The organism is Achromobacter xylosoxidans, from assembly GCF_001457475.1.
Classification (GTDB): Bacteria; Pseudomonadota; Gammaproteobacteria; order Burkholderiales; family Burkholderiaceae_B; genus Achromobacter; species Achromobacter xylosoxidans.
In genome coordinates this window covers 6047874-6073296 of sequence record NZ_LN831029.1, presented here as the reverse complement: position 1 = coordinate 6073296, position 25423 = coordinate 6047874, and the positions used below count along the sequence as shown (strand labels likewise).

Sequence of the window (25423 nt, the reverse complement as noted above, 5' to 3'; positions counted from 1 at the left end):
ATGCGGCAAAACCAGACGCGTACAGTTGCGGCACAGGACGTGGGCGCCCTGGAGATCAAATCGCTCCTGGCGCGCTTTCGCACCGGCTGGGTCAGCGTGGCGGCCTTCAGCGTCGCCGCCAACCTGTTGATGCTGGCGCCGTCGCTCTACATGCTGCAGGTGTACGACCGTGTGCTGGCGTCCGGCAATGTCTTCACGCTGGTCATGCTGAGCCTGATGATCGTCGGGCTGCTCGCGTTGATGGGCGCGCTGGATTACGCGCGCGGCGTCGTCATCATCCAGATCGGCGCGCGCTTTGACGCGGCGCTGGCGGGGCGCGTGCATGAAGCGGCGTTCCGGCGCGGCCTTGCGGGTGTGCCAGCCAACGCCGGACAGGCGGTCAGCGACTTGAATACGGTGCGTCAGTTCCTGACCGGCAGCGCCGTGTTCGCGTTCTTCGATGCGCCGTGGTTTCCGCTGTTCCTGTTGGTGATGTTCCTGTTCCATCCCTGGATGGGCACGCTGGCGTTGGCGGGGACCATCATCCTGGTGGCGTTGGCATGGCTCAACGAGCAGGTGTCGCGCAAGCTGTTGGCCGAGGCGGGCGGGTTGTCGGTGCGGGCCGGCGTGGAGGCGGACGGGCAATTGCGCAATGCCGAGGCCATCCAGGCCATGGGCATGCTGGATCGATTGCGCGCGCGCTGGCAGCGGCTGCATGTGGGCTATGTGCGGCGCCAGGGCATGGCCAGCCAGCGCTCGGCGGTGATCGCGAGCGTGTCGAAGACGGTGCGGATGGCCCTGCAATCGCTGGTGCTGGGCCTGGGCGCGTGGCTGGTGCTGCAGAGCCATGTCAGCGCCGGCATGATGATCGCGGGTTCCATCCTGATGGGGCGCGTGCTCAGTCCGATCGATCAGGTGATCGGCGCCTGGCGGCAATGGGCCGGCACGCGGCTGGCGTGGCGGCGCTTGCAGGAGTTGCTGGCGACGTATCCGGCGCCAGCCGCGGGCCTGACGCTGCCCGAGCCAAAGGGCGCGCTGCGGCTGGAGGGCGTGACGGTGACGCCGCCGGGCGCGGCGCAGCCGACGCTGGTGAACGTGTCGCTTTCGCTGGAGCCAGGGCTGGTGCTGGGGGTGGTTGGCCCCTCGGGCGCGGGCAAGTCGACCCTGGCCAGATTGGTGGCGGGTGTCTGGCCGGCCCGCCTGGGCACGGCACGCCTGGATGGCGCCGACCTGCGGCAATGGGAGCGAGGGCGGCTGGGGGAGTGGCTGGGGTATGTGCCGCAGGACGTGGAACTGTTCTCCGGGACGGTGGCCGAGAACATCGCGCGCTTTCCCACCCCGGACAGCGATGGCGAAGTACTGGCCCAACGCGTGATCGACGCTGCCCGCATGGCCGGCGCGCACGACATGATCCTGGCCTTGCCGCGTGGCTATGACACGCCGATCGGTACCGGTGGCCAGGGATTGTCGGGCGGGCAGCGCCAGCGCATCGCCTTGGCGCGGGCGCTGTACGGGACGCCGCGCCTGGTGGTGCTGGACGAACCCAACGCCAGCCTGGACGACGCCGGCGAGCAGGCCTTGCTTGATGCGCTGGGCCGGCTGCGGGAGGCGGGCGCGACGGTGGTGCTGGTGACGCACCGGCCCAAGGTGCTGGCGGCAACGACGCACCTGCTGTTGTTGCGCGATGGCCAAGCGCAGCGCTTCGGTGCAACCCATGAGGTGCTGCGGCCGCCGCCTGAGAGCGCGTCAGGGACGATGGCATCGCCCTCGGCGTCGACCTCCGCGGCGGGCAACCGCCCGGCGGCGACGGCCAGCACGGCGGGCGCGGCGGCTTCCGGCGGGACAGCTCCACCGGCGCAGGCACGCCCTGGCGGGGCCGTGGCGCAGGTGTACCCCCTGGCCGGCGGCGCGTTTTCAGGGCTGATCTTCGGAGGCAAGGCATGACGGGACGCGCCGGCAATCGTGTGGTGGTGCTGCGGCCCGAACTGGACAAGGCCGAGCCGGTAGCGGACGCTGACGAGAACGGCGGCTGGTCGGCCCGCTTCGGCTGGTGGGTGCTGGCGCTGGGCTTTGGTGGCTTCCTGGCGTGGGCGGCGTGGGCGCCGCTGGACAACGGTGTGGCGATGCCCGGCATCGTCGTCGTGACCGGCGAGCGGCAGGCGGTGGACAGTATCGAGGGCGGCGTGGTGAGCGCCTTGCTGGTGGCTGAAGGCGACCCGGTCCGGGCCGGCCAGGCGCTGGTACGGCTGGACGATACCCGGGTGCGTGGCGAGGCGCGGAGCCTGCGCGCGCAGCAGGCGGCCGTCATGGCCCGCGAAGCGCGCCTGCTGGCCGAGCGCGATGGCCGGGATGATCTTGCGCCGCCCGATGCGCAGGCGAATGCCGAAGCGGCCGCCGCCTACGCGATGGAGCGCCAACTGTTCGCCAGCCGCCGCGCGGCGCTGGCGGGCGAACTGGCCGGCATCGAGGCCACGCTGGCCGGCAGCCGGGCCCTGGCCGGTGGCCTGGAATCGACGTTGGCGCACAAGCGCACGCAGCGCGCCCTGCTGCGGGAACAGCTGGGCAACCTGCGCGACCTGGCGCGCGAAGGCTACGTGCCGCGCAACCGCGTGCTGGAACTGGAGCGCAGCCTCGCGCAACTGGACGGCGACTTGGCCTCGGACCTGGGCGCCCTGGGACAGACACGCCAGCAGATCGCGGAACTGGCGCTGCGCGGCCAGCAGCGTCGCGACGCGTTTCAGCGCGAGGTGCGCACCGATCTGGCGGAAACCCGCGTGCAGCGCGAGCAGTTGACGCAGAAACTGGCGACGGCCGAATTCGACCTGGCGCACAGCGAGATCCGCGCCCCGGTCAGCGGTACCGTCGTGGCGCTGGCCACGCACACGGTCGGGGGCGTGGTGCAGCCCGGCTCGCGCCTGATGGAGATCGTGCCCGAGGACGTGCCGCTGGTGGTCGAGGGGCGGTTGCCGGTGGAGTCCATCGACAAGGTGCGCGCGGGCCTGCCGGTTGAGCTGATGTTCACGGCTTTCGATGCCAGCAGCACGCCGCGGCTGGAGGGAACCGTGACGCTGGTGTCGGCGGACCGGTTCGAGGATGACCGCAACGGCCGCCCTTACTATCGCCTGCGCGCCGACGTGGCGCCGGGCCAGCTGCGGCGCATCGGCGATGCGCCGTTGCGCGCCGGCATGCCGGTGGAGGTGTTCGTGCGCACGGGCGAGCGTTCGCTGCTGAATTATCTGTTCAAGCCCCTGCTCGATCGCGCGCGGCTGGCGTGGGGTGACGCATGAAGCGCTGGCAGGGCAGGCTCGCGGCGGCATGGATGTTGATGGTGGCGGTGTTCATGCCTGGATCGGGGGCGGCGCAGGCGCTGGATTTTCAGCAGGCGTACACGATGGCGCTGGCGTCCGATCCCACGTGGCAGGCGGCGCGTGCGCGCGAACGGGCCGACGCCGAGGAGGCGGCATTGGGGCGCAGCGGCCTGTTGCCGAACCTGAGCTATCACTACAGCCGTGCCCGCAACGATACGACGTCGCGGCAGCAGACGCGTTGGGGCGCGCTGGAGCAGCGCTCGCGCTACGCCAGCTATGCCTCGGGGTTCACGCTGAGCCAGCCGCTGTTCGACGCGGCGGCGTTTGCGCAGTACCGCGCCGGGCGCGAGCGTGCCGAAGCGGGCGGCTTGACGCTGAAGCGCGCGCGCCAGGCGCTTGCCGTGCGCCTGTTGCAGGCGTACACCGCCGTGCTGTACGCGCAGCAAGCCCTGGCATTGACGCAGTCGCAGGAGCGCTCGTTGCAAGAGGACGCGCGCCGCAGCGCGCGCTTTGTCGCGGCGGGGCAGGGCACGCGCACGGATCAACTGGAGATCGAGGCGCGCGCGCACGTGGTGCAGGCCCAGGAGATCGAGGCGCGGGACCGGCTGCGCGACGCGCGCAATGCGCTAAGGGCGATTGTCGGGCCGGGGCTGGCCGACAATTTGCTTGCGCCCTTGCAGGAATCAGCCCTGGCCGCGCTGGCGGTGGAGGGACGCGATTTGTCCGCGTGGCGACAACTGGCGCTGGCGAGCAATCCGGAATTGCTGGCCCAGCGCCACCTGCTTGAAGCCAGCCGCCAGCGCTACCAGGCCACCCGCGCGGGGCACCTGCCCACGGCGCGGCTGGTGGCGCGCAAGCAGCGGACCAATTCCAACGGCGAGAACCAGATCGGGCAGCGCTATGACTCCGGTTCTGTGGGCATCGAGGTCAGCATTCCGCTGTATTCCGGCGGGCGCACCTCGGCGGCCAGCGGCCAGGCATTGGCTGAAGCGGAGGAAGCGCAGCACAAGCTCGACGCCGCCACATGGGCGTTGCTCGATGACCTGGCGCGGCAATTCCACACGTTCGCCAGCAGCCGCGAGCGTATCACCGCTTACCGGCAGGCGGCCGAGGCGGCCGCGCAGCGCGTGCGCGCCACACGGCGCAGCGTGCTCGGCGGCGAGCGCACCAATCTGGATGTGCTGGACGCCGAACGCCAGCGCTTCGAGGCGCTGCGGGACCTGGACCGGGCGCGTTACGACAACCTGCTGGCGTGGCTGACGCTGAGGTGGCAAGCCGGGGTGTTGAGCGACGACGATGTGGCGCGCATTGGCGCGTTGTTCGTGGCGGGCTGAGCCGGCAGTCGGGGGGGCGCGTTCGGTGCAAGACCGCTCTGGCGTTTGGCCAGGGGCGCTGTTCGTGGCGGGGTGCACCGGCATGCGGATGCGCGTTCGACCGTCGACGAATGGAGCGCGTCGTCGGATCACTTCACCGGCGGCAGCGGCAGCAGCCGTCGAACGATCTCGTCCATGGCCGTCGCCAATTGCGCCGCCAGCGCCTGCGCGGCCGGCGACAGCGAGCGGTCGCGCCGGTGCAGCAGGCCGATGGCGCGGCGGGCCGAGGCGTCGCACAGCGGCGCGGCGCGCAGGCCGGCCAGGTTCAGTTCCGGCAATGCCAGGCGCGGCAAAACGCTTACTCCCAGGCCCTGGCGCACCATGCCGGCTGCGGTGCCCATGTTGGTGACGTCGTAGCGCAAGGCGGTGGCCGGCGCGCCGGTTTCCTCGCGCACCGCGCGGTCGAACTGCTGGCGCGCATTGGAGCCTTGCGACAGCAGGATCAGGTCGTAGCGCAGCACGTCGCGCCAATGCAGCGGGCCGCGTTTTCTGTCCAGGCGGTGGCCTTCGGGGTAGATGGCGCAAAAGCAATCCTCGGCCAGCGGCGTGAACGACAGGTCCGGCGCCGGCTCGGCCAGCGCGCCGACGGCGAACTCGATCTGGTTGGTGCGCAGCATGGCCACCAGCTCGTCGTTGTGGGCCTCGACCACCCGCACTTTCAGTGCCGGATGCAGTTGACGCAGCGCGCCGACCGCCACCGGCAGCAGCGCCAGCGCGGTCGAGGGCAGGGCGCCCAGCGTCACGTTGCCGCGCCGCACCGCCGCCAGGTCCGCCAGGCTGCGATAGGCTTCTTCCAGGTCGGCGATGGGGCGCTGCGCGCGGGCATAGAAGTCCTGCCCGGCCGAGGTCAGGCTGATGCTGCGGGTGGTGCGCTCGAACAGGCGCAGGCCCAGCACGTCCTCCAGGTCCTGGATCAGCGCGGTGAAGGACGGCTGCGTCACGCCCAGCTGGCTGGCGGCGTGGGTGAACGAACCGGTATCCACCGCCAGCAGGAAGGCCTTGAGCGGCCGGTACTTGATATTCATAGCCATGGGCTAAGAATATAAGAAAAATATCGAATTGTGCCTAATAGTCGACGGGCCGATGATGCGTCTACCGAAGTCCCCTGGATTGCCCGACCCTTATGCACGCATCGAGCCACAAGCCCTTCCGGCTGGGCGCCGACTGGCGCCACAGCCAAGACGGCGACGCCGTCATCACCTCCATCAATCCCGCCGACGGCAGTATTGCCGGACGCGTCACGTGCGCCTTGCCGCGTGACGTGGATACGGCCGTGACCATCGCCTGGGACGCGTTCCAGCGCCAGCCGTGGCGCAAGCTGCGTCCCGACCAGCGCGCCGCCACGCTGTACGAAATCAGCCGCCGCCTGGCCGCCGAGCGCGAGCCGCTGGCGCGGCTGCAGATGATCGACAGCGGCAAGCCCTGGAAGGAATGCCTGAACATGGTCGACAGCGCGGCCGGGCATTTCCGCTACTACGCCGCCGTCTGCGAGACCTGGCAGAACGAGATGACCTCGCCGCGCGGCGAGTACTTCTCGATGGCGCTGGCTGAGCCGTTCGGCGTGATCGCGGCCATCACGCCGTGGAACTCGCCCATCATGAACGAGGCGCAGAAGGCCGCGCCGGCGCTGGCCGCGGGCAACGCGGTGCTGCTCAAGCCGTCCGAGGAAACCCCCCAGCTGGCGTTGGAACTGGCCCGCATCTGCGCCGAGGCCGGCCTGCCCGAAGGGCTGTTGACGGTGCTGCCGGGCCACGGCGAAGACGTCGGCGCCGCGCTGGTCAAGCATCCCGGCGTGCGCATGGTGTCGTTCACCGGCGGCACCGAAACGGGCCGCGCCATCGGTGGCATCGCCGGCCAGCGCCTGATTCCCGTGGGCCTGGAGCTGGGCGGCAAGTCGCCGCACATTGTGTTCGATGATGCCGACCTGGACCGCGCCGTGGCCGGCGTGGTGTCGGGCATCTTCGGCTCGGCCGGGCAAAGCTGCGTGGCCGGTTCGCGCCTGTTCGTGCAGAAGTCCATCTATGGCCGCTTCATGGAGGCGCTGGTGCAACGTACGCGCCAGGTGCGGGTGGGCCTGCCCGATGATCCGGCCACGCAGATGGGGCCGCTGGTGTCGCGCGCGCATCGCGACAAGGTCGCCGGCTATGTCGATATCGGCCGCGCCGAAGGCGGCCGCGTGCTGGTCGGCGGCGCCGCGCCGGATCGCGCCGAGCTGGCCAATGGCTGGTTCTACCTGCCCACGGTGATAGACGGCCTTGGCAATGGCGCGCGCGTCTGCCAGGAGGAGATCTTCGGACCGGTGCTGGTGGCGCTGCCGTTCGAGGATGAGCAAGACGTAATCGAGCAGGCCAACGACACGCCCTTCGGCCTGGCCGCCGGCATGTGGACCGGCGACTACGCCCGCGCCTGGCGCGTGGCGCGCGAGATCGAGGCGGGCTCGGTCTGGATCAATACCTACAAGCAATCGCATATCGCCACGCCGTTCGGCGGCTTCAAGGCCAGCGGCATCGGCCGCGAGAAAGGTCTGCACGGCCTGCGCCTCTACAGCCAGGTCAAGAGCCTGTACTGGGGCATGCACAATCAACCGATGGGACTGTGAATCACATGACGACAGACAAGAAAAGCGCGGCGCTGCCGCTGGCCGATGCCCGCATCCTGATCGCCGGCGCCGCCAGCCTGGTGGGCTCGCACACCGCCGACGCGCTGCTGGCCGCCGGCGTGCGCGAGGTGATCCTGCTGGACAACTTCGCCTTTGGCACGCCCGAGGCCATCGCCCACCTGCAAGGCAATCCGCGCGTGAAAGTGGTGCGCGGCGACCTGATGCGCCTGCCCGACCTGCTGGCCGCGACCGATGGCGTGGATGGCGTGCTGCACCTGGCTGCCTACATGACGCTGGGCTTCGCGCAGACGCCGTGGCAAGCGGTGGACGTGAACATCCGCGGCGCGCAGAACATGCTGGAAGCCTGCCGCGCCAACAAGGTGAAGAAGTTCGTTTTCGCTTCGTCCAACGCGGTCTACGGCTACGGCAGCGGCATCGCCGGCGCGCTGGCCGAGAACGGCCCGTTCCATTCCGTCGGCGCGCCGCCCGCGGCGATCCTGTATGGCGCCTCCAAGATCATGGGCGAGCAGCTGTGCCGCCAGTACTACCAGAAGGCCGGGCTGGACTATGTGGTGTTGCGCTATTCCACCGTGTATGGCGAGCGCCAGCACTACCGCGCCGCGAATTCGCTGTACATCATGGAGACCTATGACCGCGTGCGCCAGGGCGAGCGTCCCGTGCTGCCCGGCGACGGCACCGACACCAAGCACTTCGTGCATGTCTCGGACGTGGCGCGCGCCAACGTCGCCGCGTTCCAGAGCGACGCGACCGATGTCGCGGTGAACGTGTCCGGCCCGGCACCCATCACCACCGGTGAACTGGTGCGGCTGGTGCTCGACTACTGCAAGAGCGACCTGGAACCGGAGATCCGGCCGGACCCTCCGGGCACCGTGCGCCTGACCTCGGGCGGCGCTTTCCATATCCCGCACGATCTGGCGGGACAACAGATCGGCTGGCAGCCGCAAGTGGGCATGGCCGAAGGCGTGACGCGCCTGCTGGCGTGGCGCGAGGCGCAGGAAGGGGGGAAGGTCGGTTAGGGAACAGTTTGAACCGGGGCGGCCGTCGCAGCCGTCCCGCGTGACCGGCCGGCATTTCCGGCCAATCACAACGCATAACAACAGCATTACCCAAACAGGAGACAACCATGTTCTTTTCACGCAAGGCGGCCGCTCGCGCCGCGCTGTCCGTGGCCGCGCTGTGCGCCGCATGGCCGGCCTGGGCCTGGCCCGACCATCCCATCGAACTGGTGGTGGGTTTCGCGCCCGGTGGCGGCACCGACCTGACGGCGCGTTCGCTGGCGGTGTTCCTGGAAAAGGAGCTGGGCACCACCATCGTGGTGCAGAACAAGCCGGGCGCGTCCAGCGCCATCGCGCTGTCGTACGTGGCGCGCGCCAAGCCCGACGGCTATACGCTGGCAATGACCAACATGCCCGGGCTGGTGTCGCTGCCGATCGAACGCAAGGCCGGCTTCACCACGGCCGACTTCACCTACCTGGCCAACCTGGTGCGCGATCCCAGCGCCTTCAGCGTCGCCGCCGACAGTCCGTACCAGACGCTGGATGCCTTGATCAAGGCGGCACGCGAGAAGCCGGGTTCGATCAGCTATGGCTCGACCGGCGTGGGCACCGATGATCACCTGGCGCTGGTGCTGTTCCAGAACCTGACGGGCACCAAGCTCAACCACGTGCCCTACAACGGCGCGGGGCCGCTGCGCAGCTCGGTGCTGGGCGGGCACACCGTGATCGGCGGCCTGAACCTGGGCGAAGTCATGCCCTACCACGGCAAGAACATGCGCGTGCTGGCCCAGGCCAGCGAGACGCGCTCGCCGCTGGGGCCGGACGTGCCGACCTTCAAGGAGCTGGGCGTGAACCTGGTGTTCGCCTCCGAGCGCGGCATTGTCGCGCCCAAGGGCTTGCCGGCGGATGTCGCCGAGAAGCTGCGCCAGGCGTTGGGCAAGGTCGCCGCCAATCCGGAGTTCCAGGCGCAGATGAAGCAGCAGTTCACCGAGATGGACTACCAGGATGGGCCGCAGTGGCAGGAACGCCTGAAGCAGGATGATGGGCGGCTGCGGAAGATCTGGGCGAGCACGCCCTGGGTGGAGTAGCGCGTCAGATGGGGGCCCCGCGATTGCGGCGACATGCTCCGGATCGCGGGACGCGGGCCAGTGTCTGAGAACTGGTCTGAATTGCGGCTTTTTTTTACTGTAAATCGCGGCTCAACCGTTTATGTCTATAGACGGTCGCCCGCGTGCCTGCGGGCGGCTATTGATGATCCGCGATCAGGAGCCGCATCATGCCCACGCCTACGCTTGCCCCCGTCACCGTTTATGGCACTTGGCCGCCGGACCCGTCTGGTTGGGGCGGGGCGGGGGGAATGTGGGATTGGGACTTGTACTCGCGACCTGAGTGGGACTGGTTGATGGGTTGGGATTGGGGGGGATGGGGATACCCGATCGAAGACCCCGACCCGCCCAGCGAGGTCCCTGATTTCACTGTGGCTGTTGAGGAACCGACGCCGGAGGCTGCGCCCGCGCCGATTGTAGACTCCGCGCCTGTGCCCTCGAACTGGGGCGGGCCGGCATTGGAGTCCGGGCTGTGGGACGTGGACCATGGGCTGTACTACTTGGCGGGCCCGCCTTCCTCGCCTCCCATCTGGGGTGATGCGAGATACCTCGACTCAGTGATCAAGGGAAAAGAGGACTATTACGCTTCCCATTATGGCGAGGAGTCCAGGCATTACCGCGATCCAACATCCTCCAGTGGTTTGGCCGCATCGGCGGTGAATGCGATTGTGCCGGAGACTGGGCATCTACTGAAGCACATCGGCACGTTGCTGCAGCACAATCTGGATGAGCAAGCATTCAAGGTTTTGAAGTGGATGTCCCGCAAGAACTACGCATTCATTCAGGGCGTGTTTAGTTGGAATGCCATTCAGAAGGATATCGCCGCAGGCACGCCGCCCAAGGTAGCAATAGGTTCCGAGGCAGCACTGCTGGTGTTTAATTATCTGGTCGCGGAAGGAATTGCCTTTGCGGTACTGGGCTCGTTGAGCATTGCCGCGGCAGGTCCAGTCGTTGCCGCATCGGTCGTAATAGGCGCCGGCGTTGCCTTTGGTTCAGATCTAATCGGGGTTAAGAGCATCGCAGCCAAGCTTATCAATGACGCTCTATTCAATGTAGATCCCCAGTTGATCGAGCCCCCGTCGGCTGCCGGTGCCAATTTCCTTCAACACGGCGAGCGAAGCGCGCTTCCCTCGCCTGCCGAAGATATGTCTGCACATCCAAGTCCACTTTTCCTTGAAGATGGGGTAGTGCAGTTTTCCGACTATCAAATCTATCTGGCGATGCGGGAGATCGTCGAGCACCCGGATCGGTATCCGGATGCGGTTGCCCTCCTGCCCGGTATCCTTGCCAGCATTGCCGGGACTATTGATTCCGAAGATGTGGCAGGCATTGATCTTGCCGGTGAGAATGTGAGTATGCGAGCTCCACCTGAGACTGTGCGATATGCCGATATCACCCCGGATAACGGTGTCAAGACTTTCGAAGGCGGGAATGAACGATCTTATCTGTTCATCGGCGACGACACGCCAAACAAGATGATTGGTGGCAAGGCAATCAACTGGTTCATGCCCAAAGCCGATCATGGTGGGGCCAATACCATCATCGGCAGTCCAGACGGCTACAACGTGCTCGATTTTTCGTTGAACGAAAAAGGTGTCGACATCCTCATCCAGGATAATGACCGTATGGAAAAATGGATTTTGGATCGCGCTTACGCGCTCGGCATTGATCCGGGTCGGATCTACGATCACTTCCTCACGTATGGCAACGCCCTGCCATTACTTCGAGGATGGTTTGCATCGGAAGAGTTGAATTCCGGTTCATGCGCTCGATTATCCGATGATATCTATAAGAACATCGATTACATCATTGGTAGCAGCTATGACGACATCATCGTCGGTGACATGCTCGGGGGTGTGACGATGACCGGTGGGGCGGGAAACGATACCTTCGTCCTGCATGGCGGAGGGAATCGTGTGATATTCAATGATGGGGATTTTGCCTCTCCAGGCAGTGGGGAGATCACCACGAAGTTCGTTCATGGCCTGACTACCGGCTCAGAAGCAGATGACTTCAATGCAAGGCACTACGCTCCCCAGTATCTGAACTTGGGTGGCCATTTCGGTTTCCGGCTCGATCCCGATGTCCTCGACTTTTCCAATCTCGACGGTGACGTCAACGTCGACGGATATCAGGCAATGAGGTTCATCGGGGAACATGCTTTCACCGGTCATGCCGGTGAAGTCAGATATGTGACCCACATTTCTCATGGATCCAACATCCCGGACCAGACGGTCGGCGATGAAGGAGGCTACTTCTGGACGACGGTGCGCCTGGAAGGGGACAGAACCGGCTCCGGTGAGGCCGACTTCTTCGTGGAGTACACCAATTATCTGAACCCGTCCAACGACAACAGCTTGTGGTCGGAATATGCGACCGGCAATATCTATCCCTTCCTTGACGACGCAAATCTCTTCTTCGGTTGAGTAGTTGAGCGGAAAAAATGGCTATCGGGTCGAATATGCAGGGTCTGTTTGAAACCAAGGAAGACGGCACGATCATCTACTACGGCAAGATGGGTCGAAACGCGCCCGGCTACATCGTTGACGAGGCTGCCATGAAGGCCATCCGGAGGTTGTACGCCTGGGCATCCGGCACATCACTTGTGACAATTCCCGCCATGGTTCGCGCCGGCCTCTGGTGGCTGTCGCTGGTGGTCGGACTAATCTTGATCGTTGGTGCGCATCTTCGCCATAAGGAAATCGTCAAGGATCTGCCTGTCTCCGCTTGCTATTTCAACCCAGGTTTCAAAAGGCGCTGGGTGCTGCTCAGTCGGAATGCGTCATATTGGATGTTGGTCCCTAGCCTGCTGATCGTTCTCCCGTTTTTTATCGTGGCGTTCTGGCGAACACTGGATGACCAGGAGAGAGATCCGGTAGCGGTGTGGACGTTCCTCGGTGTGGTCGTCGTGTGCTGGGTGACGTTCGCCGCGCTTTTTTTCATCAAGATCAAGCGGTCGCTCGGTAAAGTGAGGGCATGGCTCAAAGACGGCCGGAATTGAGGCAGATCTCCTTCCCGCCCTTCGGTTGTCGTCTCAGGCAACCTGTTCTTCGGTTAAGCGAAGACACTAGAGATGCTCGGTTTTCGGAGATAGTGATGCGTTCGGGTTTTACATACACCGGCTTGTTCGAGACCAAGGAAGACGGCACGACTATCTACTATTACGGTAGACGGGATGGTCATGCGCTCGGATACCACGTGGACGAGGCCGCCATGCGTTCCATCCGGCGTTTGTACGTGGAGTTATTTGCGGCTTCGGCCTTTGGCATCTCTCCTGCGTTCACCGCGGGGTATCGCTGGACGGCGATGCTGCTTGCAGCAGCGGCGGCCGTTTCCTTTTATGTTCGGCACAACAGGCTCATCAAGACACTGCCGGTTTCGCTATATCCACGGCCTCGGTTCGGTAAGAGGCTGATGTTGATCGGCAGAAGCATGTCTTATGCCCTGATCGTGCCCAACATCTTTCTGCTGCCCGCAGTCGCCGCCCTGGCATTTTCCAAGCTTGATGGCGCATCCCGATTGAGCCCGGCCTTGATATGGTCGGTCGTCATCGTCGGGTTTGCGGCGTGGGCAGTAAATTTCGCCTTCCTGTTTGCCAAGATCAAGGCGCGGGTCGGCTGGCGCGGGAGATAGTCGTGCCACGATCTTGCGGACGAATTGTCCATCGAGATGGGACATGAACTTGGCACCGAGAGGGCTGTTCGAAACCCTGGACGACGGCACCATCATCTACTACGGCAGGATGGGTTGGAACAAGCCCGGCTACATCGTCGACGAAGCAACCATGAGGGCGATCCAGAGGCTGACTGCGGCATCGACAGGTACGGCGATTCTGACCATTCCGGCTCTGTTTCGCGCCGGTTTCTTATGGCTGTCGCTGGCGCTGGGGATCATTCTGGTCGCCGTGACTCACGTTCAACACAAAAAGCTTGTCAAAGACCTGCCGGTCTCCACGCTCCACTGCACGCCGGGGTTCAGGCGGCGGTTTGTTTTGATAAGCGTGGACATGTCCTATTTCGTGCCGGTCTTGTGCCTGATCTTCGCTTTTCCAGCGCTTGCGTGGATAGGTTGGAGCAGTCTGGATGATCCCGATATCAAGCCGATATTGTCGTGGGCGGCATTGGCTGGCGCGGCTTTGGGATGGCTGTTCAGCGCCGCCATGTTGTCCGTCAAAGTCACGATGTCGGTGCGCCGCGTCAGGGCGTGGATCAAAGACCGCCGGAAATGAGGCGGGTCTCTTTCCCCCATTAGGTTGTCGCCGCAGCCTGGGCAATGAACGTCGCCATCCTGCGTGCCGGGAGGCCCTACTCCAACGGCAACGTCAACACCCCCTGCGTCGCCGGCCGCATCATCACGCGGCGGTACCACGCCGACAGCGCCGGCGTGTCCGGTCGTTCGATCGGCAGCCCCAGCCAGCGGTGCGCGGAACACACCAGGGCGATGTCGCCGATGGTCAGGTGGCGGCCGGCGATGAACTCGCGGCCTTGCAGCGCTTGGTCCAGAATCTGCGCGCGGGCGTTGCTGCGCTTGACCGACAGGTCGATGGCGGCGTGGTCGCGCTTGGCTTCGGGGGTGCGGATCAGGCCCAGGAAGGCCGGGACCATGGCGCCTTGCCATTCGGTGGTCTGCCAGTCCATCCAGCGGTCGGCGTCGGCGCGCAGGCAGACGTCCTCGGGCCAGAGGGTGCCGGCGCCGTAGCGCGCGGCCAGGTAGCGCACGATGGCATTCGATTCCCACAGCACGAAGCCGCCGTCGTCGATGGCGGGCACGGTGCGGTTGGGGTTGATCTTGGCGTACTCGGGCGTGTCGACCACGCCGAACGGGCCGCCGGCCTCGATGAAGGTGTGCGGCAGCGCCAGTTCGCGCACGGCCAGCATCACCTTCTGCACATTGACGGACGTCAGCCGTCCCCAGATCTTCAACATAACCGGTCCTTGTAAGGTCAGGCGGGCGGCAATTGCCGCCGCGCAAAGCCGCTGTCGCGCCCGAAGCGCGTCCAGTTGAAAGCGGGCCCCGGGTCGGTCTTGCGGCCGGGGGCGATGTGTTCATGGCCCCAGGCGGCCGCCAGGGGGTAACGCGCGCGCAGCACCGGCGTCAGCCGGCGCAGCGCCAGATATTGCTCGTCAGTGTAGGGCAGGGTATCGGTGCCTTCCAGCTCGATGCCGATGGAGAAGTCGTTGCAGCGCTCGCGGCCGCCGAAGCGCGACACCCCGGCATGCCAGGCGCGCGCATCGGTGGAGACGAACTGCACGATGCGGCCGTCGCGGCGGACGAAGAAATGGGCCGACACCCTCAGGCCGCGCAGGCGTTCCAGCCAGGGGTGCGAGCCGTAGTCCAGCGTGTTCAGGAACAGGCCGGCGACCTCGGAGCCGCCGAATTGGCCGGGCGGCAGGCTGATGTTGTGCAGGACCAGCAGCGACACCTGGGCGCCGTGGGGACGCGCGTCGCAATTGGGGGAGGGCAGTCGGGAAACGCCCGGGGCCGGCGCCAGCCAGCCATGTCGATCCAGAAGCAGGGGCATGGGAGGAAAGCAGGTTGGTATCCAACATGCATTATGCCGTGCGTGTAAAAAGGGAGCGAATGAGGGCGGGGCCCACCGGGGGCGGTGCCGTCGTGCGTCCGGTGATGGGCGAGCCTCTCCTGGCTGGCTAGCTAGCAGGCTGGGCCGGCTGGCGGAATGGCGGGCTGGCTGACCGGCGAATCCGGACCGGCCAGCCGTTCAGGCCAGCCTTTATTTGGCCGCCGGCCCCAGCCGGGCGTGTTCCTGGCTGCACCAGGTCCGGCCGCCTTGCAGCAGGGCTTCGGAGCGCGGCAGGTGGATGCCGCAGTGGGCGCAGCGCACCATGGCCTCGGGGGCGCTGGCGGCGGGCGGGTTGGCCGTGCCGCGGGGCTTGGCGCCGGCCGGAGGGGCCTGGCGGGCCGCGGCCATGCGGCCGGCGATGCGCGCCACGAACAGCACGCCGATGACGATGACGATCCAGAACAGCAGCTTGCCCACGTCAGCCTCGATGCAGAATGACTTCCAGCACGAACCGGCTACCGGTGTAGGCCAGGATCAGGAAACCGAACCCGGTCAGGGTCCAGCGCAGGGCGACGCGGCCGCGCCAGCCCCAGATGTGGCGCCCGGCCAGCAGCACGCCGAAGGTGAACCACGACAGCAGGGTGAAGACGGTCTTGTGGTCGAACGGCAGGATCTGGCCGGTGAGCTTCATGGAGGCGATGGAGCCCGAGCCGACGGCCAGGGTCAGCACCACGAAGCCGATCCAGATGATGCGGAACAGCAGCTGTTCCTGCACCAGCAGCGGCGGCTGCGAGTCCAGTACGCGGCCGATGATGCTGCGCTCGGCGGGGGCGTCCAGGGGACGGTGCAGGTGGCGGTCGAGCAGCGCCATCATCATGGCGTGCAGGGCGGCGATGGTGATCAGGCCGTAGGCGGCCAGGGCGATCAGCAGGTGCGCGCGCAGCCAGGCGTTGTCGGCGTGGGGCACGAACTGCCCCTGGGGGAACAGCGCGGCCAGGCCGCTGGCCAGGGTGGCGGCCGGCAGCAGCAGCAATTGCAGGCCGTCGATGCGCACCAGCAGGCTTTCGAGCCAGAAGACGACCATGCCCAGCCAGATGGCGGCCGACAGGGCCAGCGCCCACCCGATGAACAGGTGCGGGGCCCCCAGCATGGATTGTTGCAGCCCGATTCCATGGAGAACCAGGGCTCCCAGCAGGCACAGACGGGCGATCTTGCCCGTTTGTTCGACTTCCCCGGCGCCCGCCAGGCGGATCCAGAGGGATCCCCCCAGCACGGCGTACGCCAGGGCGGCCGCTGTGTGAAATACAATGCCTAGTGACATAGAAACCGTTGTCTGGATGGGGCCTGGGGGCGCATGCCGCCCGACAGTGCGCAATCCGCGCCTGCGGCCACCGTTCAATCAACTAGTTTAAGCGGAAACGCCTCTCATGCTCGATAACCTAACTCAACGCCTGTCGCGCGTCGTCAAGACGCTGCGCGGCGAAGCCCGCCTGACCGAGGCCAACACCCAGGAAATGCTGCGCGAAGTGCGCATGGCCCTGCTGGAAGCCGACGTGTCGCTGCCCGTGGTGCGCGACTTCGTCGCCCGGGTCAAGGAAAAGGCGCTGGGCGAAGAAGTCGCCGGCAGCCTCAGTCCCGGCCAGGCCCTGGTGGGCGTGGTCCACAAGGAACTGACCGCCCTCATGGGCGGCGACCTGGGCGCCGATTCCGGCGAACTGTCGCTGGCGGTGCAGCCGCCCGCCGTCATCCTGATGGCCGGCCTGCAAGGCGCGGGCAAGACCACCACCACCGGCAAGCTGGCCCGCTGGCTGAGCGAAGGCCAGCACACCCAGCACGGCCGCAAGACCGGCAAGAAGAAGGTGCTGGTGGTGTCCGCCGACGTCTACCGCCCGGCCGCCATCGACCAGCTGAAGAGCGTGGCGGCGCAGGTCGGCGTCGATTTCCTGCCGAGCGACCCCAGCCAGAAACCCGAGGACATCGCCCGCAACGCGGTCGACCATGCCCGCCGCCATCATTACGACGTGTTGATCCTGGACACGGCGGGCCGCCTGGGCATCGACGAGGCCATGATGCGCGAGATCCGCGCGCTGCATGACCTGGTCAAGCCGGTCGAAACGCTGTTCGTGGTCGACGCCATGCAGGGCCAGGACGCGGTCAACACCGCCCGCGCCTTCGCCGAGGCGCTGCCGCTGACCGGCGTGGTGCTGACCAAGCTGGATGGCGATGCCCGCGGCGGCGCGGCCCTGTCGGTGCGCCATGTCACCGGCAAGCCGCTCAAGTTCGTCGGCGTCTCGGAAAAGCTGGACGGCCTGGAGCCGTTCTATCCCGAGCGCATGGCGCAGCGCGTGCTGGGCATGGGCGACATCGTCTCGCTGGTCGAGCAGGCCCAGAAGAACATCGACATCGCCGAGGCCCAGAAGCTGGCGGCCAAGATCAAGTCGGGCAACAAGTTCGACCTGAACGATTTCCGCGACCAGCTTGGCCAGGTCAAGAAGCTGGGCGACATGGGCTCGCTGCTGGAAAAGCTGCCGGCCCAGTTCCAGCAGGCCGCCGGCCAGCTGCAGGGCGGCCAGGCGGAAAAGCAGCTGCGCCGCACCGAGGGCATCCTCAATTCCATGACGGCGGCCGAGCGCGCCAAGCCGGAACTCATCAAGGCTTCGCGCAAGCGCCGCATCGCGGCGGGTTCGGGCGTGCCGGTGCAGGAGGTCAACCGCCTGCTGGCCCAGTTCGAGCAGATGCAGGGCATGATGAAGCAGATGAAGAAGGGCGGCATGGCCAAGATGATGCGCGCCATGGGCGGCATGAAGGGCATGGGCCGCTTCATGAAGGGCTGAGCGGCGCGGCAAGGCGGCACGGCCCGTCTCGTGGGCCTGTCGATGACCGCCGGCCCGTGCTCCGGGATCTCCGCCAAAAAAATGGCCAGGCATTGCGCCTGGCCAAATCATCGCGGCAGGCAGGGGGTTCTGCGCCGCGATACTGGCCCGCGAGGGCCGGTTCGCATGGTTTACGACAGGGGCGGGATGCGCAGCACCTGACCCGGATAGATCTTGTCGGGGCTGGTCAGCATCGGCTTGTTGGCCTCGAAGATCAGGGTGTTCTTGGCGCCCTGGCCCTTGCCGTATTGCGCCTCGGCGATCTTCCACAGGTTGTCGCCCTTTTGCACCGTGTACATCTTGGCTTCCGGCGCGGCCTGCTTGACCTTCAACTGGTTGTCCACCGCGGCCACGCCGACGGTGTTGCCCAGCGCCAGCGCGATCTTCTCGGCGGCTTCGGTGTTGGCGGCCTCGCCCGTGACGGTGACCTTGTCGCCGTCCACCGAGATCTGCAGGCCATCGGCGTTCAGGCCGTGCTTGTCGAGCTCTTTCTTCAGTTCATCCGGCGTCGCCGCCTTGGCCTCGCTGGCACCGAAGAGTTTTTCTCCAACGTCCTTGATGAAATTGAGCAGACCCATCGTGTTTCCTTTATCTATGTTGCGGTGAGAAAAAGAGCGATGCATGTCAGGGCGCGCGGCCCACGAACATCTTGCGCACGATGCCGGCGATGAGCGTCAGTACCGCGCCGCCCACGCCGCCGCCGACCACGCTGCTGGCAATCGCGGAAAGATCCATTCCGCTGTTGCCCGCCGCGACGGCGCCGGCGCCGGCGGTGATCATCGGCGCCAGCCAGGAACCTCCGGCCAGGCCGCCGATCGCGCCGGCGATGGTGTTGCCCAGGGGCCCCAGGTTGAATTGCTGAAGCATTTTTCCCAGGCCGTTGCCACCGGCCGCGCCGGCGACAAGCTGGATGATGAGGTTGATGATGACGGCGGTGTTCATGATGCCTCCTCTGCCCCGCAGGGCATTGTGCAACGTTAGAACAACAACACGACAACCTGACGACGACAACGCCAGCAACGACGATTATGACTCGCGCCGTTGCCGCCAGACGAGGGGTTAACGTGTAACAGGTTGCTAGCCCTCCGTCAGATTGAGGAAAAAAGGGCTGCATTGCTGCAGCAAAAAAGGGCTGCATTGCTGCAGCAAAAAAAGGGCTGCATTTTTTGCTGCAGCCCTTTTTGCGATATTCGATCTTTCGCAGGAGTTGGCGCGATTGCCTCAGCCTCCGCCCACCGCGACCACGATCTCGACCTGGTCGCCATCGGACAGCGCGGTTTGCGCGTGCTGGCTCTTGGGCACGATTTCGCCGTTGCGTTCCACCGCGACGCGCTTGCCGGCATAGCCCAGCGTTTCGAGCAATTCGTTCACCGTGGTGTCGAGCGGGAATTCGCGGGCGTCGCCGTTCAGGGTGATGTGCATGTCGGTCTCCTCAGCGTTTGGCGTAGGCGTCGGTGGCGGCGATCAGGCGCGCCAGCGTGCCGGGTTCGTCGAAGGCGTGGCCCGCGTCGGGCACGATGTGGAATTCGGCCTCGGGCCAGGCGCGATGCAGGTCCCAGGCGCTGCGCGCGGGCGTGCAGACATCGTAGCGGCCCTGCACGATGGTGCCGGGGATGCCGCGCAGCTTATGGGCGTCGCGGATCAACTGGCCTTCTTCCATGAAGCCGGCGTGCGTGAAATAGTGGTTCTCGATGCGGGCGAAGGCCAGCGCGGCGCGGTCGGCGGCGTGGCTTTGCTGGTGGCGCGGACTGGGCAGCAGCGTGATGGTGCTGTCTTCCCATTTGCTCCAGGCCTTGGCGGCGCGCAATTGCTCGGCCGGATCGTCGCCCGTCAGGCGCTTGTGATAGGCCGCCACCAGGTCGCCGCGCTCGGCTTCGGGGATGGGCGCCAGGTACTCTTCCCAGCGGTCGGGGAACAGCCACGACGCGCCTTCCTGGTAGAACCACTGCACTTCGGCGCGGCGCAGCGTGAAAATGCCGCGCACCACCAGTTCGCTGACGTGCTGCGGGTGCGTTTCGGCGTAGGCCAGCGCCAGCGTCGAGCCCCAGGAACCGCCGAACACCAGCCATTTGTCGGCGCCCATGATTTCGGTGCGCAGGCGTTCGATGTCGGCCACCAGGTGCCAGGTGGTGTTGTTGTCCAGGCTTGCGTGCGGGGTCGAACGGCCGCAACCGCGCTGGTCGAACAGCAGCACGTTGTAGCGCTGCGGGTCGAACAGTTGGCGATGCACCGGCGAGCAGCCGCTGCCGGGGCCGCCGTGCAGGAACACGGCGGGCTTGCCCTGCGGATTGCCGCAGAGCTCCCAATAGACCTGGTGGCCGTCGCCGGTATCCAGGATGCCGTGGCGGTAGGGTTCGATCGCGGGGTAGAGCATCAGGCCACTCGCTTGAAGATCAGGTCCCAGACGCCGTGGCCCAGACGCAGGCCACGGTTCTCGAATTTGGTGAGGGGACGGTAGTCGGGGCGCGGGGCGTAGCCGTCCACCGTGTTTTTCAGTTGCGGTTCGTTGCCCAGCACGTCCAGCATCTGCACCGCGTAGTCTTCCCAGTCGGTGGCGCAATGGATGTAGCCGCCCGGCGCGATGCGGCTGGCCAGCAGCGCGATGAACGGCGGCTGCACCAGGCGGCGCTTGTGGTGGCGCTTCTTGGGCCAGGGGTCGGGAAAGTAGATATGGACGCCGGCCAGCGAGTCCGGCGCGATCATGTCGCGCACGACCTCGACCGCGTCGTGCTGGATGATGCGCAGGTTGGGGATGCTGGAATCCTCGATGCGGCGCAGCAGCGAGCCGACGCCGGCGTTGAACACTTCCACGCCCAGGAAGTTGTCGCCCGGGCGCGCCAGCGCGATTTTTTCAGTGGTCTCGCCCATGCCGAAGCCGATTTCCAGCACCGTCGGCGCTTCGCGGCCGAAGGCGGCGGCCGGATCCAGGCGCCGGGCGGCGTAGGGAATCGACCACTTGCCCAGCAACTGTTCGAGCGCGGCCTGCTGGCCCTGGGTGATGTGGCCGCGGCGGTGGACGAAGCTGCGGATGTGGGTGGCGCCCGGGCTGTTGGGGGCGTGCGCGGCGCTGGCCAGCGCGGCTTCGGTCTGGGGGGAAACCGGCGCGGGTGCGTCGGGGTTGCCGGGTGTTGCGGGGGTGTTCACGGGAGGATTCCCAAAGCTGTTCGTTGTCATAGGCGGGATTGTAGTGGCAGCCCCGCCGGGCTGCAGTCCGCCTTGTGGATTAAATAGGGACTTATTGCCCGCGACCGCCCTGGCGGGCGGTGACGGGGGCGGGCCGCGCTATAGTGCAGCCGCGGCGCCCGCCTGGCGCCGCCCGTCCGCCATGAATATCGCCCGCATCGACCTCGTCACGCTCTCGCTTTTCGTCTCGGTGGCCCGCCAGGGCAGCATCTCGGCCGGCGCGCGCCAGTCGCACCTGGCGGTGGGCGCGGCCAGCAAGCGGATCTCGGACCTGGAGGCGGCGCTGGATACCCAGCTGCTGTACCGCAATGCGGCCGGCGTCGAGCTGACCGAGGCCGGCCAGGCCTGCCTGGTGCATGCCCTGCGGGTGCTGCAGGAAGTCGAGCAGATGGCCGGCACGCTGTCGGACTATGCCCGAGGGGTGCGCGGGCAGGTGCGCATCGCCGCCAATACCTCGTCGCTGACGCAGTTCCTGCCGGAAGACCTGGCGTCCTTCATGGAAGCGCATCCCGCGGTGCGCATCGACCTGGAAGAGCAGAACAGCAGCGACATCGTCACCGCCGTGCTGGAGAACCGCGCCGACATCGGCGTGTTCGCCGACCGCACGCCGGCGGCGGGCCTGGCCACCGTGCCGTACCGGCTCGACGAGCTGGTGCTGATCGTGCCGCAGCGCCATCCGCTGGCGCGCCAGGCCAGCGTGGCGTTCGCCGATACCCTGGCCTACGATTACGTCGGCCTGCCGCCCGCCACCTCGCTGGCCACCCGCCTGGCCGACGAGAGCGGCCGGCTGGGCCGCGACATGCGGCTGCGCATCCAGGTGCGCAGCTTCGACGCCATCTGCCGCATGGTGGCCGCCACGCGCGGAGTCGGCATCCTGCCGCGCCTGGCGGCCGAGCCGCATGCGCGCTCCATGCCCATCCGGCTGATTCCGCTGGCCGACGATTGGGCGCGCCGCTGGTTGCTGCTGGGCGTGCGCGATGCCGACGCGCTGCCGGTGGCGGCGCGGCTGCTGCTGGCGCACCTGCGCGGCGCGCAGGACCCGGGCACGGCCTAGGGCCTGTTCACACTAAAAGGAGCCTCGCACAGGCCCTAGGGCTTTCTCGATCCGGGAATGCCCCCTTCCCGAATCGTCCATTCCGCCCCCGCGGACGATGGCGCACACTCCGCCATCATCGGTTGGATGCGCCCGGGAGGCGACATGGCAGGGCAGATACTCGCCGGCATACGCGTGCTGGAACTGGGACAACTCATCGCGGGACCGTTCGCCGCCAAGACGCTGGCGGACTTCGGCGCGCAGGTCGTCAAGATCGAACCGCCGGGGCAGGGCGATCCGTTGCGCAAATGGCGCCTGTTGCACGAGGGCACCTCGGTGTGGTGGGAAGCCCAGTCGCGCAACAAGCAGTCCGTGTGCGTCGACCTGCGCCAGCCCGAAGGCCAGGACATCGTGCGCCAGCTGGCGGCCGAGGCCGATGTGCTGATCGAGAATTTCCGTCCCGGCACGCTGGAGAAGTGGGGCCTGTCGTGGGAGACCCTGCACGCGTTGAACCCGCGCCTGATCATGCTGCGCATTTCGGGCTACGGCCAGACCGGTCCGAAGGCGCGCGAGCCGGGCTTTGCCGCGATTGGCGAAGCCATGGCCGGCCTGCGCTACCTGAATGGCGAACCCGGCCGCGCGCCGGTGCGCGCCGGCCTGTCGCTGGGCGACACCATCGCCGGCCTGCACGGCGCGCTGGGCGTGCTGCTGGCGCTGTACCAGCGCGACGCCCGTGGCGGCCAGGGCCAGGTGATCGACGCGGCGCTGTACGAAAGCCTGTTCAACCTCAGCGAAAGCCTGCTGCCCGAGTATTCGGTGTTCGGCGCCGTGCGCGAACCGGCCGGCGCATCGCTGCCCGGCATCGCGCCGTCCAACGCCTATCCGTGCCGCGACGGCTATGTGCTGATCGCGGGCAATGGCGATGCCATCTACACCCGGCTGATGGCGCGCATCGGCCGCGACGACCTGGGCCGCGATCCCGACCTGGCGCACAACGATGGCCGCGCGCGCCGCGTCGCCGAGATCGACCAGGCCATCGGCGCCTGGACCGGCGAACGCAGCATCGACGAGGTGCTGCAGGCCATGCGCGAAGCCGACGTGCCGTCGGGCCGCATCTATTCGGTGGCCGACATCGCCCACGATCCGCATTACCAGGCGCGCGGCGCCATTACCCGCCTGGAGGCCGCCAGCGGCATCGCGGTGGACATGCCCGCGGTGTTTCCGTGCCTGTCGGCCAACCCCGGCGCGGTGCGCGAGCGCGCGCCGACGCTGGGCGAACACACCGACGCGGTGCTGGCGGCGGCGGGGCTGAGCGCGGAGCAGCGCGAGGCGCTGCGGGCGCGCGGCGTGATCGCATGAGCCCTTTCAATTTCCGCTGTCCGGCGGCAAGGATGCACCCATGAACACCGGTTCCCCCGTCCTGGAAATCAACGAGGTCGGCCCGCGCGACGGCTTGCAGATCGAAGCGCGCATGGTGCCCACCGAAGACAAGATCGCCTTCATCGACGCGTTGTCCGATTGCGGCTTCGCCCGCCTCGAGGTCACCAGCTTCACCTCGCCCAAGGCGATTCCGGCCCTGGCCGACGCCGGCGCCGTGATGCAGGGCATCCGCCGCCGGCCCGGCGTGATCTACACCGCGCTGGTGCCGAACATCCGCGGCCTGGAGCGGGCGCTGGAAGCGGGCGTCGACGAGATGAACCTGGTCATGTCGTGCAGCGAGACGCATAACCGCGCCAACCTGCGCATGACCCGGCAGCAGTCGTTCGACGAACTCAGCCAGGTGCTGGCGGCCGCCGGACGCGCCGGCGCGCCTTGCAACGTCTCGCTGTCGACCGCGTTCGGCTGCCCCTTCGATGGCGACGTGCCGGCGGGGCAGGTGCTGGACCTGGCCGCCCGCCTGGTCGACGCCGGCGCCCGCGGCATCACGCTGTGCGACACCACCGGTATGGCCTACCCCAGCCAGGTCGGCGAGCTGTGCGCGCAGGCCGCGCAGCGCTTGCCGGGCACCGCGCTCACCGTTCACCTGCACAATACGCGCGGCATGGCCCTGGCCAACGCCGTCACCGCCTGGCAGGCCGGCATCACCCGCTTCGACGCGGCCGCGGGCGGCCTGGGAGGCTGTCCGTACGCGCCCGGCGCCAGCGGCAACGTCAACACCGAGGAACTGGTCCACATGTTCGAGTGCATGGGCGTGCGCACGGGCGTGTCGCTCCAAGCGCTGCTCGCCATCCTGCGCGGACTGCCGGGGCTGGTCGGCCGCGACCTGCCCATGGCGCTGTTGCGCGCCGGGCCGCGCCTGGCCGCGCATCCGCCGCCCGCGTGGCTGGCGGAGCGGTTCGGGCCGGCCGGCGGCGCCGCATAGGTTTTTGCTTCACACCACGCGCCTGGGGCGCTTCATACAAAAACAGCAAGGAGACAACCGCATGACCGCATTTCGATCCATTCCCGTTCTACGCGCCTGCGCCATCGCGCTGGGCCTGGCCGCCGCGGGCGCTGCCCACGCGCAGGCGGATTTTCCCAATCGTCCCGTGACGCTGATCGTGTCCGCCGCGCCCGGCGGCACCACCGACATCGCCGCTCGCCTCATCGCCCAGCCCCTGGGCGCCGCGCTGGGACAGAGCGTGGTCGTCGAGAACAAGCCGGGCGCTTCCGGCGGCATCGCCGCCCAGGCGGTTGCCCGCGCCAAGCCCGACGGCTATACGTTGCTGCTGCAGTATTCCGGCTTCCAGGTCATCACCCCGCACGTCACGCCGACCTCCGGCTGGGATCCGATCAAGGACTTCGCGCCGGTGGCCAATGTGCTGTCCGCGCCCCAGGTCGTGGTGGTGCGGCCGGACCTGCCGATCAAGTCGCTGAAAGACCTGGTCGCGTACGCCAAGGCCAACCCGGGCAAGCTCAACTACGCATCGTCCGGCAATGGTTCGTTGCAGCAGGTCGCCACCGAATTGCTCAACCAGATGGCGGGCACGCAGATCACCCACATCCCGTACAAGGGCACAGGCCCCGCGCTGAACGACCTGCTGGGTGGCGCCGTCGACATGACCATCACCACGCCGCCGCCGCTGCTGGGCCAGATCGCCGCCGGCAAGCTGCGCGCGCTGGCCGTCACCGGCAACACGCGCCTGGCGTCGCTGCCGGACGTGCCCACCGCCGCCGAGGCCGGTTATCCCGGCCTGATCGTCTCGTCCTGGTTCGCCATGTACGCGCCCAAGGACACGCCCGCGCCGGTGGTGGAGAAGATCGCCGGTGAAATCCAGAAGATCATGCAGACCGACGCCTTCCGCCAGAAGGCGGCCGAGCAGGGCGCCGAGGCGGAATTCATGGGGCCGAAGGCGCTGGGCGACTACACCCAGGCCGAGCTGGACCGCTGGGGCAAGGTGGTGAAGGCGGCGGGCATCACGGCGAATTGAGAGGGACGGCCTGGGGCGGAAA

General features: G+C 67.0%; 25 protein-coding genes. 15 read left to right on the top strand and 10 right to left on the bottom strand.

Annotated features, from left to right (window positions below):
* The 3 genes from AT699_RS27360 to AT699_RS27350 are packed head-to-tail and all read left to right on the top strand — an operon-like array spanning position 1 to position 4621.
* Positions 1 to 1923, top strand: a complete 1923-nt coding sequence (locus AT699_RS27360; protein ID WP_024070507.1) for a type I secretion system permease/ATPase — start codon at positions 1 to 3, stop codon at positions 1921 to 1923.
* Positions 1920 to 3266 (top strand): HlyD family type I secretion periplasmic adaptor subunit, encoded by a 1347-nt coding sequence (locus AT699_RS27355; protein ID WP_024070506.1) that lies wholly within the window; start codon positions 1920 to 1922, stop codon positions 3264 to 3266. The genes AT699_RS27360 and AT699_RS27355 overlap by 4 nt, the downstream gene beginning before the upstream one ends.
* Entirely contained in the window at positions 3263 to 4621 is a 1359-nt protein-coding gene (locus AT699_RS27350; protein WP_058207505.1) for a TolC family outer membrane protein, read from the top strand. Before AT699_RS27355 ends, AT699_RS27350 begins: the two co-directional genes overlap by 4 nt.
* A 128-nt stretch (positions 4622 to 4749) precedes the next feature.
* Here the strand turns inward: AT699_RS27350 and AT699_RS27345 are convergent, their stop codons facing one another.
* Positions 4750 to 5691: a LysR family transcriptional regulator gene (locus AT699_RS27345; RefSeq protein WP_035182028.1), complete on the bottom strand. Its 942-nt coding sequence runs from the start codon at positions 5689 to 5691 to the stop codon at positions 4750 to 4752.
* A 92-nt stretch (positions 5692 to 5783) separates the two neighbouring features.
* Here AT699_RS27345 and AT699_RS27340 point away from each other — a divergent pair, with 92 nt between their 5' ends.
* The 7 genes from AT699_RS27340 to AT699_RS27310 all read left to right on the top strand — a co-directional run bounded on the left by AT699_RS27340 (position 5784) and on the right by AT699_RS27310 (position 13609).
* On the top strand, positions 5784 to 7259 hold the full coding sequence (locus AT699_RS27340) for an aldehyde dehydrogenase (RefSeq protein ID WP_024070504.1): 1476 nt from the start codon (positions 5784 to 5786) through the stop codon (positions 7257 to 7259).
* Positions 7260 to 7264: 5 nt separating this feature from the next.
* Positions 7265 to 8296: an NAD-dependent epimerase/dehydratase family protein gene (locus tag AT699_RS27335; protein WP_024070503.1), complete on the top strand. Its 1032-nt coding sequence runs from the start codon at positions 7265 to 7267 to the stop codon at positions 8294 to 8296.
* Positions 8297 to 8403: 107 nt separating this feature from the next.
* Positions 8404 to 9363: a tripartite tricarboxylate transporter substrate binding protein gene (locus AT699_RS27330; protein WP_024070502.1), complete on the top strand. Its 960-nt coding sequence runs from the start codon at positions 8404 to 8406 to the stop codon at positions 9361 to 9363.
* Between the two features lie 188 nt (positions 9364 to 9551).
* A complete protein-coding gene (locus AT699_RS27325) occupies positions 9552 to 11807 on the top strand; it encodes a hypothetical protein (protein ID WP_024070501.1) in 2256 nt (751 codons plus the stop codon).
* A 17-nt stretch (positions 11808 to 11824) separates the two neighbouring features.
* Positions 11825 to 12382: a hypothetical protein gene (locus AT699_RS27320; protein ID WP_058207504.1), complete on the top strand. Its 558-nt coding sequence runs from the start codon at positions 11825 to 11827 to the stop codon at positions 12380 to 12382.
* A 95-nt stretch (positions 12383 to 12477) separates the two neighbouring features.
* Positions 12478 to 13014: a hypothetical protein gene (locus tag AT699_RS27315; RefSeq protein WP_058207503.1), complete on the top strand. Its 537-nt coding sequence runs from the start codon at positions 12478 to 12480 to the stop codon at positions 13012 to 13014.
* A gap of 43 nt (positions 13015 to 13057) precedes the next feature.
* Positions 13058 to 13609, top strand: coding sequence for a hypothetical protein (locus AT699_RS27310; protein ID WP_058207502.1), 552 nt, complete (start codon positions 13058 to 13060; stop codon positions 13607 to 13609).
* Between the two features lie 76 nt (positions 13610 to 13685).
* Here the strand turns inward: AT699_RS27310 and AT699_RS27305 are convergent, their stop codons facing one another.
* The 4 genes from AT699_RS27305 to AT699_RS27290 form a co-directional block, all read right to left on the bottom strand.
* Positions 13686 to 14306 (bottom strand): glutathione S-transferase family protein, encoded by a 621-nt coding sequence (locus AT699_RS27305; RefSeq protein ID WP_024070498.1) that lies wholly within the window; start codon positions 14304 to 14306, stop codon positions 13686 to 13688.
* Between the two features lie 17 nt (positions 14307 to 14323).
* Positions 14324 to 14902 carry a 1,6-anhydro-N-acetylmuramyl-L-alanine amidase AmpD gene (ampD, locus tag AT699_RS27300; protein ID WP_058207501.1) on the bottom strand — a complete coding sequence of 193 codons (579 nt, stop codon included), beginning with the start codon at positions 14900 to 14902 and terminating at the stop codon, positions 14324 to 14326.
* 210 nt (positions 14903 to 15112) lie between these two features.
* Positions 15113 to 15379, bottom strand: coding sequence for a PP0621 family protein (locus tag AT699_RS27295; protein ID WP_024070496.1), 267 nt, complete (start codon positions 15377 to 15379; stop codon positions 15113 to 15115).
* Position 15380: 1 nt separating this feature from the next.
* Entirely contained in the window at positions 15381 to 16223 is an 843-nt protein-coding gene (locus tag AT699_RS27290) for a cytochrome C assembly family protein (protein WP_006385753.1), read from the bottom strand.
* 106 nt (positions 16224 to 16329) lie between these two features.
* Between AT699_RS27290 and ffh the strand changes: the two genes are divergently transcribed.
* Positions 16330 to 17736, top strand: coding sequence for a signal recognition particle protein (ffh, locus tag AT699_RS27285; RefSeq protein ID WP_020926210.1), 1407 nt, complete (start codon positions 16330 to 16332; stop codon positions 17734 to 17736).
* Between the two features lie 170 nt (positions 17737 to 17906).
* Here ffh and lysM read toward each other — a convergent pair whose 3' ends face one another.
* The 5 genes from lysM to trmB all read right to left on the bottom strand — a co-directional run bounded on the left by lysM (position 17907) and on the right by trmB (position 20919).
* Complete coding sequence (lysM, locus tag AT699_RS27280) at positions 17907 to 18353, bottom strand: peptidoglycan-binding protein LysM (protein WP_006385755.1); 447 nt, start codon at positions 18351 to 18353, stop codon at positions 17907 to 17909.
* Positions 18354 to 18399: 46 nt separating this feature from the next.
* Complete coding sequence (locus tag AT699_RS27275; protein ID WP_006385756.1) at positions 18400 to 18717, bottom strand: hypothetical protein; 318 nt, start codon at positions 18715 to 18717, stop codon at positions 18400 to 18402.
* Between the two features lie 279 nt (positions 18718 to 18996).
* The gene (thiS, locus tag AT699_RS27270; RefSeq protein WP_006385757.1) at positions 18997 to 19197 is read right to left on the bottom strand and encodes a sulfur carrier protein ThiS; all 201 of its coding nucleotides are present in this window, start codon (positions 19195 to 19197) and stop codon (positions 18997 to 18999) included.
* Between the two features lie 10 nt (positions 19198 to 19207).
* Positions 19208 to 20149 (bottom strand): prolyl aminopeptidase, encoded by a 942-nt coding sequence (pip, locus tag AT699_RS27265; RefSeq protein ID WP_006385758.1) that lies wholly within the window; start codon positions 20147 to 20149, stop codon positions 19208 to 19210.
* Positions 20149 to 20919, bottom strand: coding sequence for a tRNA (guanosine(46)-N7)-methyltransferase TrmB (gene trmB, locus AT699_RS27260; protein ID WP_006385759.1), 771 nt, complete (start codon positions 20917 to 20919; stop codon positions 20149 to 20151). Before trmB ends, pip begins: the two co-directional genes overlap by 1 nt.
* 181 nt (positions 20920 to 21100) lie before the next feature.
* Here trmB and AT699_RS27255 point away from each other — a divergent pair, with 181 nt between their 5' ends.
* From AT699_RS27255 to AT699_RS27240, 4 genes are all read left to right on the top strand, one after another.
* A complete protein-coding gene (locus AT699_RS27255) occupies positions 21101 to 22012 on the top strand; it encodes a LysR family transcriptional regulator (RefSeq protein WP_024070492.1) in 912 nt (303 codons plus the stop codon).
* 144 nt (positions 22013 to 22156) lie between these two features.
* On the top strand, positions 22157 to 23350 hold the full coding sequence (locus AT699_RS27250) for a CaiB/BaiF CoA transferase family protein (RefSeq protein WP_024070491.1): 1194 nt from the start codon (positions 22157 to 22159) through the stop codon (positions 23348 to 23350).
* Positions 23351 to 23390: 40 nt separating this feature from the next.
* Positions 23391 to 24353, top strand: a complete 963-nt coding sequence (locus tag AT699_RS27245) for a hydroxymethylglutaryl-CoA lyase (protein ID WP_024070490.1) — start codon at positions 23391 to 23393, stop codon at positions 24351 to 24353.
* 61 nt (positions 24354 to 24414) lie between these two features.
* Positions 24415 to 25401 carry a Bug family tripartite tricarboxylate transporter substrate binding protein gene (locus AT699_RS27240; protein WP_024070489.1) on the top strand — a complete coding sequence of 329 codons (987 nt, stop codon included), beginning with the start codon at positions 24415 to 24417 and terminating at the stop codon, positions 25399 to 25401.
* Positions 25402 to 25423 lie beyond the last annotated feature (22 nt).

Excerpts from the sequence above, each read along its gene's own strand:
- AT699_RS27240 (WP_024070489.1), top strand. The coding sequence starts at position 24,415 with ATGACCGCATTTCGATCCATTCCCGTTCTACGCGCCTGCGCCATCGCG.
- AT699_RS27275 (WP_006385756.1), bottom strand. The coding sequence starts at position 18,717 with ATGAACACCGCCGTCATCATCAACCTCATCATCCAGCTTGTCGCCGGC.
- AT699_RS27345 (WP_035182028.1), bottom strand. The coding sequence starts at position 5,691 with ATGGCTATGAATATCAAGTACCGGCCGCTCAAGGCCTTCCTGCTGGCG.
- AT699_RS27360 (WP_024070507.1), top strand. The coding sequence starts at position 1 with ATGCGGCAAAACCAGACGCGTACAGTTGCGGCACAGGACGTGGGCGCC.
- AT699_RS27255 (WP_024070492.1), top strand. The coding sequence starts at position 21,101 with ATGAATATCGCCCGCATCGACCTCGTCACGCTCTCGCTTTTCGTCTCG.
- pip (WP_006385758.1), bottom strand. The coding sequence starts at position 20,149 with ATGCTCTACCCCGCGATCGAACCCTACCGCCACGGCATCCTGGATACC.
- AT699_RS27320 (WP_058207504.1), top strand. The coding sequence starts at position 11,825 with ATGGCTATCGGGTCGAATATGCAGGGTCTGTTTGAAACCAAGGAAGAC.
- AT699_RS27245 (WP_024070490.1), top strand. The coding sequence starts at position 23,391 with ATGAACACCGGTTCCCCCGTCCTGGAAATCAACGAGGTCGGCCCGCGC.
- AT699_RS27250 (WP_024070491.1), top strand. The coding sequence starts at position 22,157 with ATGGCAGGGCAGATACTCGCCGGCATACGCGTGCTGGAACTGGGACAA.
- AT699_RS27290 (WP_006385753.1), bottom strand. The coding sequence starts at position 16,223 with ATGTCACTAGGCATTGTATTTCACACAGCGGCCGCCCTGGCGTACGCC.
- ampD (WP_058207501.1), bottom strand. The coding sequence starts at position 14,902 with ATGCCCCTGCTTCTGGATCGACATGGCTGGCTGGCGCCGGCCCCGGGC.
- thiS (WP_006385757.1), bottom strand. The coding sequence starts at position 19,197 with ATGCACATCACCCTGAACGGCGACGCCCGCGAATTCCCGCTCGACACC.
- AT699_RS27335 (WP_024070503.1), top strand. The coding sequence starts at position 7,265 with ATGACGACAGACAAGAAAAGCGCGGCGCTGCCGCTGGCCGATGCCCGC.
- AT699_RS27325 (WP_024070501.1), top strand. The coding sequence starts at position 9,552 with ATGCCCACGCCTACGCTTGCCCCCGTCACCGTTTATGGCACTTGGCCG.
- AT699_RS27355 (WP_024070506.1), top strand. The coding sequence starts at position 1,920 with ATGACGGGACGCGCCGGCAATCGTGTGGTGGTGCTGCGGCCCGAACTG.
- AT699_RS27315 (WP_058207503.1), top strand. The coding sequence starts at position 12,478 with ATGCGTTCGGGTTTTACATACACCGGCTTGTTCGAGACCAAGGAAGAC.
- lysM (WP_006385755.1), bottom strand. The coding sequence starts at position 18,353 with ATGGGTCTGCTCAATTTCATCAAGGACGTTGGAGAAAAACTCTTCGGT.
- AT699_RS27350 (WP_058207505.1), top strand. The coding sequence starts at position 3,263 with ATGAAGCGCTGGCAGGGCAGGCTCGCGGCGGCATGGATGTTGATGGTG.
- AT699_RS27310 (WP_058207502.1), top strand. The coding sequence starts at position 13,058 with ATGAACTTGGCACCGAGAGGGCTGTTCGAAACCCTGGACGACGGCACC.
- AT699_RS27330 (WP_024070502.1), top strand. The coding sequence starts at position 8,404 with ATGTTCTTTTCACGCAAGGCGGCCGCTCGCGCCGCGCTGTCCGTGGCC.
- ffh (WP_020926210.1), top strand. The coding sequence starts at position 16,330 with ATGCTCGATAACCTAACTCAACGCCTGTCGCGCGTCGTCAAGACGCTG.
- AT699_RS27305 (WP_024070498.1), bottom strand. The coding sequence starts at position 14,306 with ATGTTGAAGATCTGGGGACGGCTGACGTCCGTCAATGTGCAGAAGGTG.
- AT699_RS27340 (WP_024070504.1), top strand. The coding sequence starts at position 5,784 with ATGCACGCATCGAGCCACAAGCCCTTCCGGCTGGGCGCCGACTGGCGC.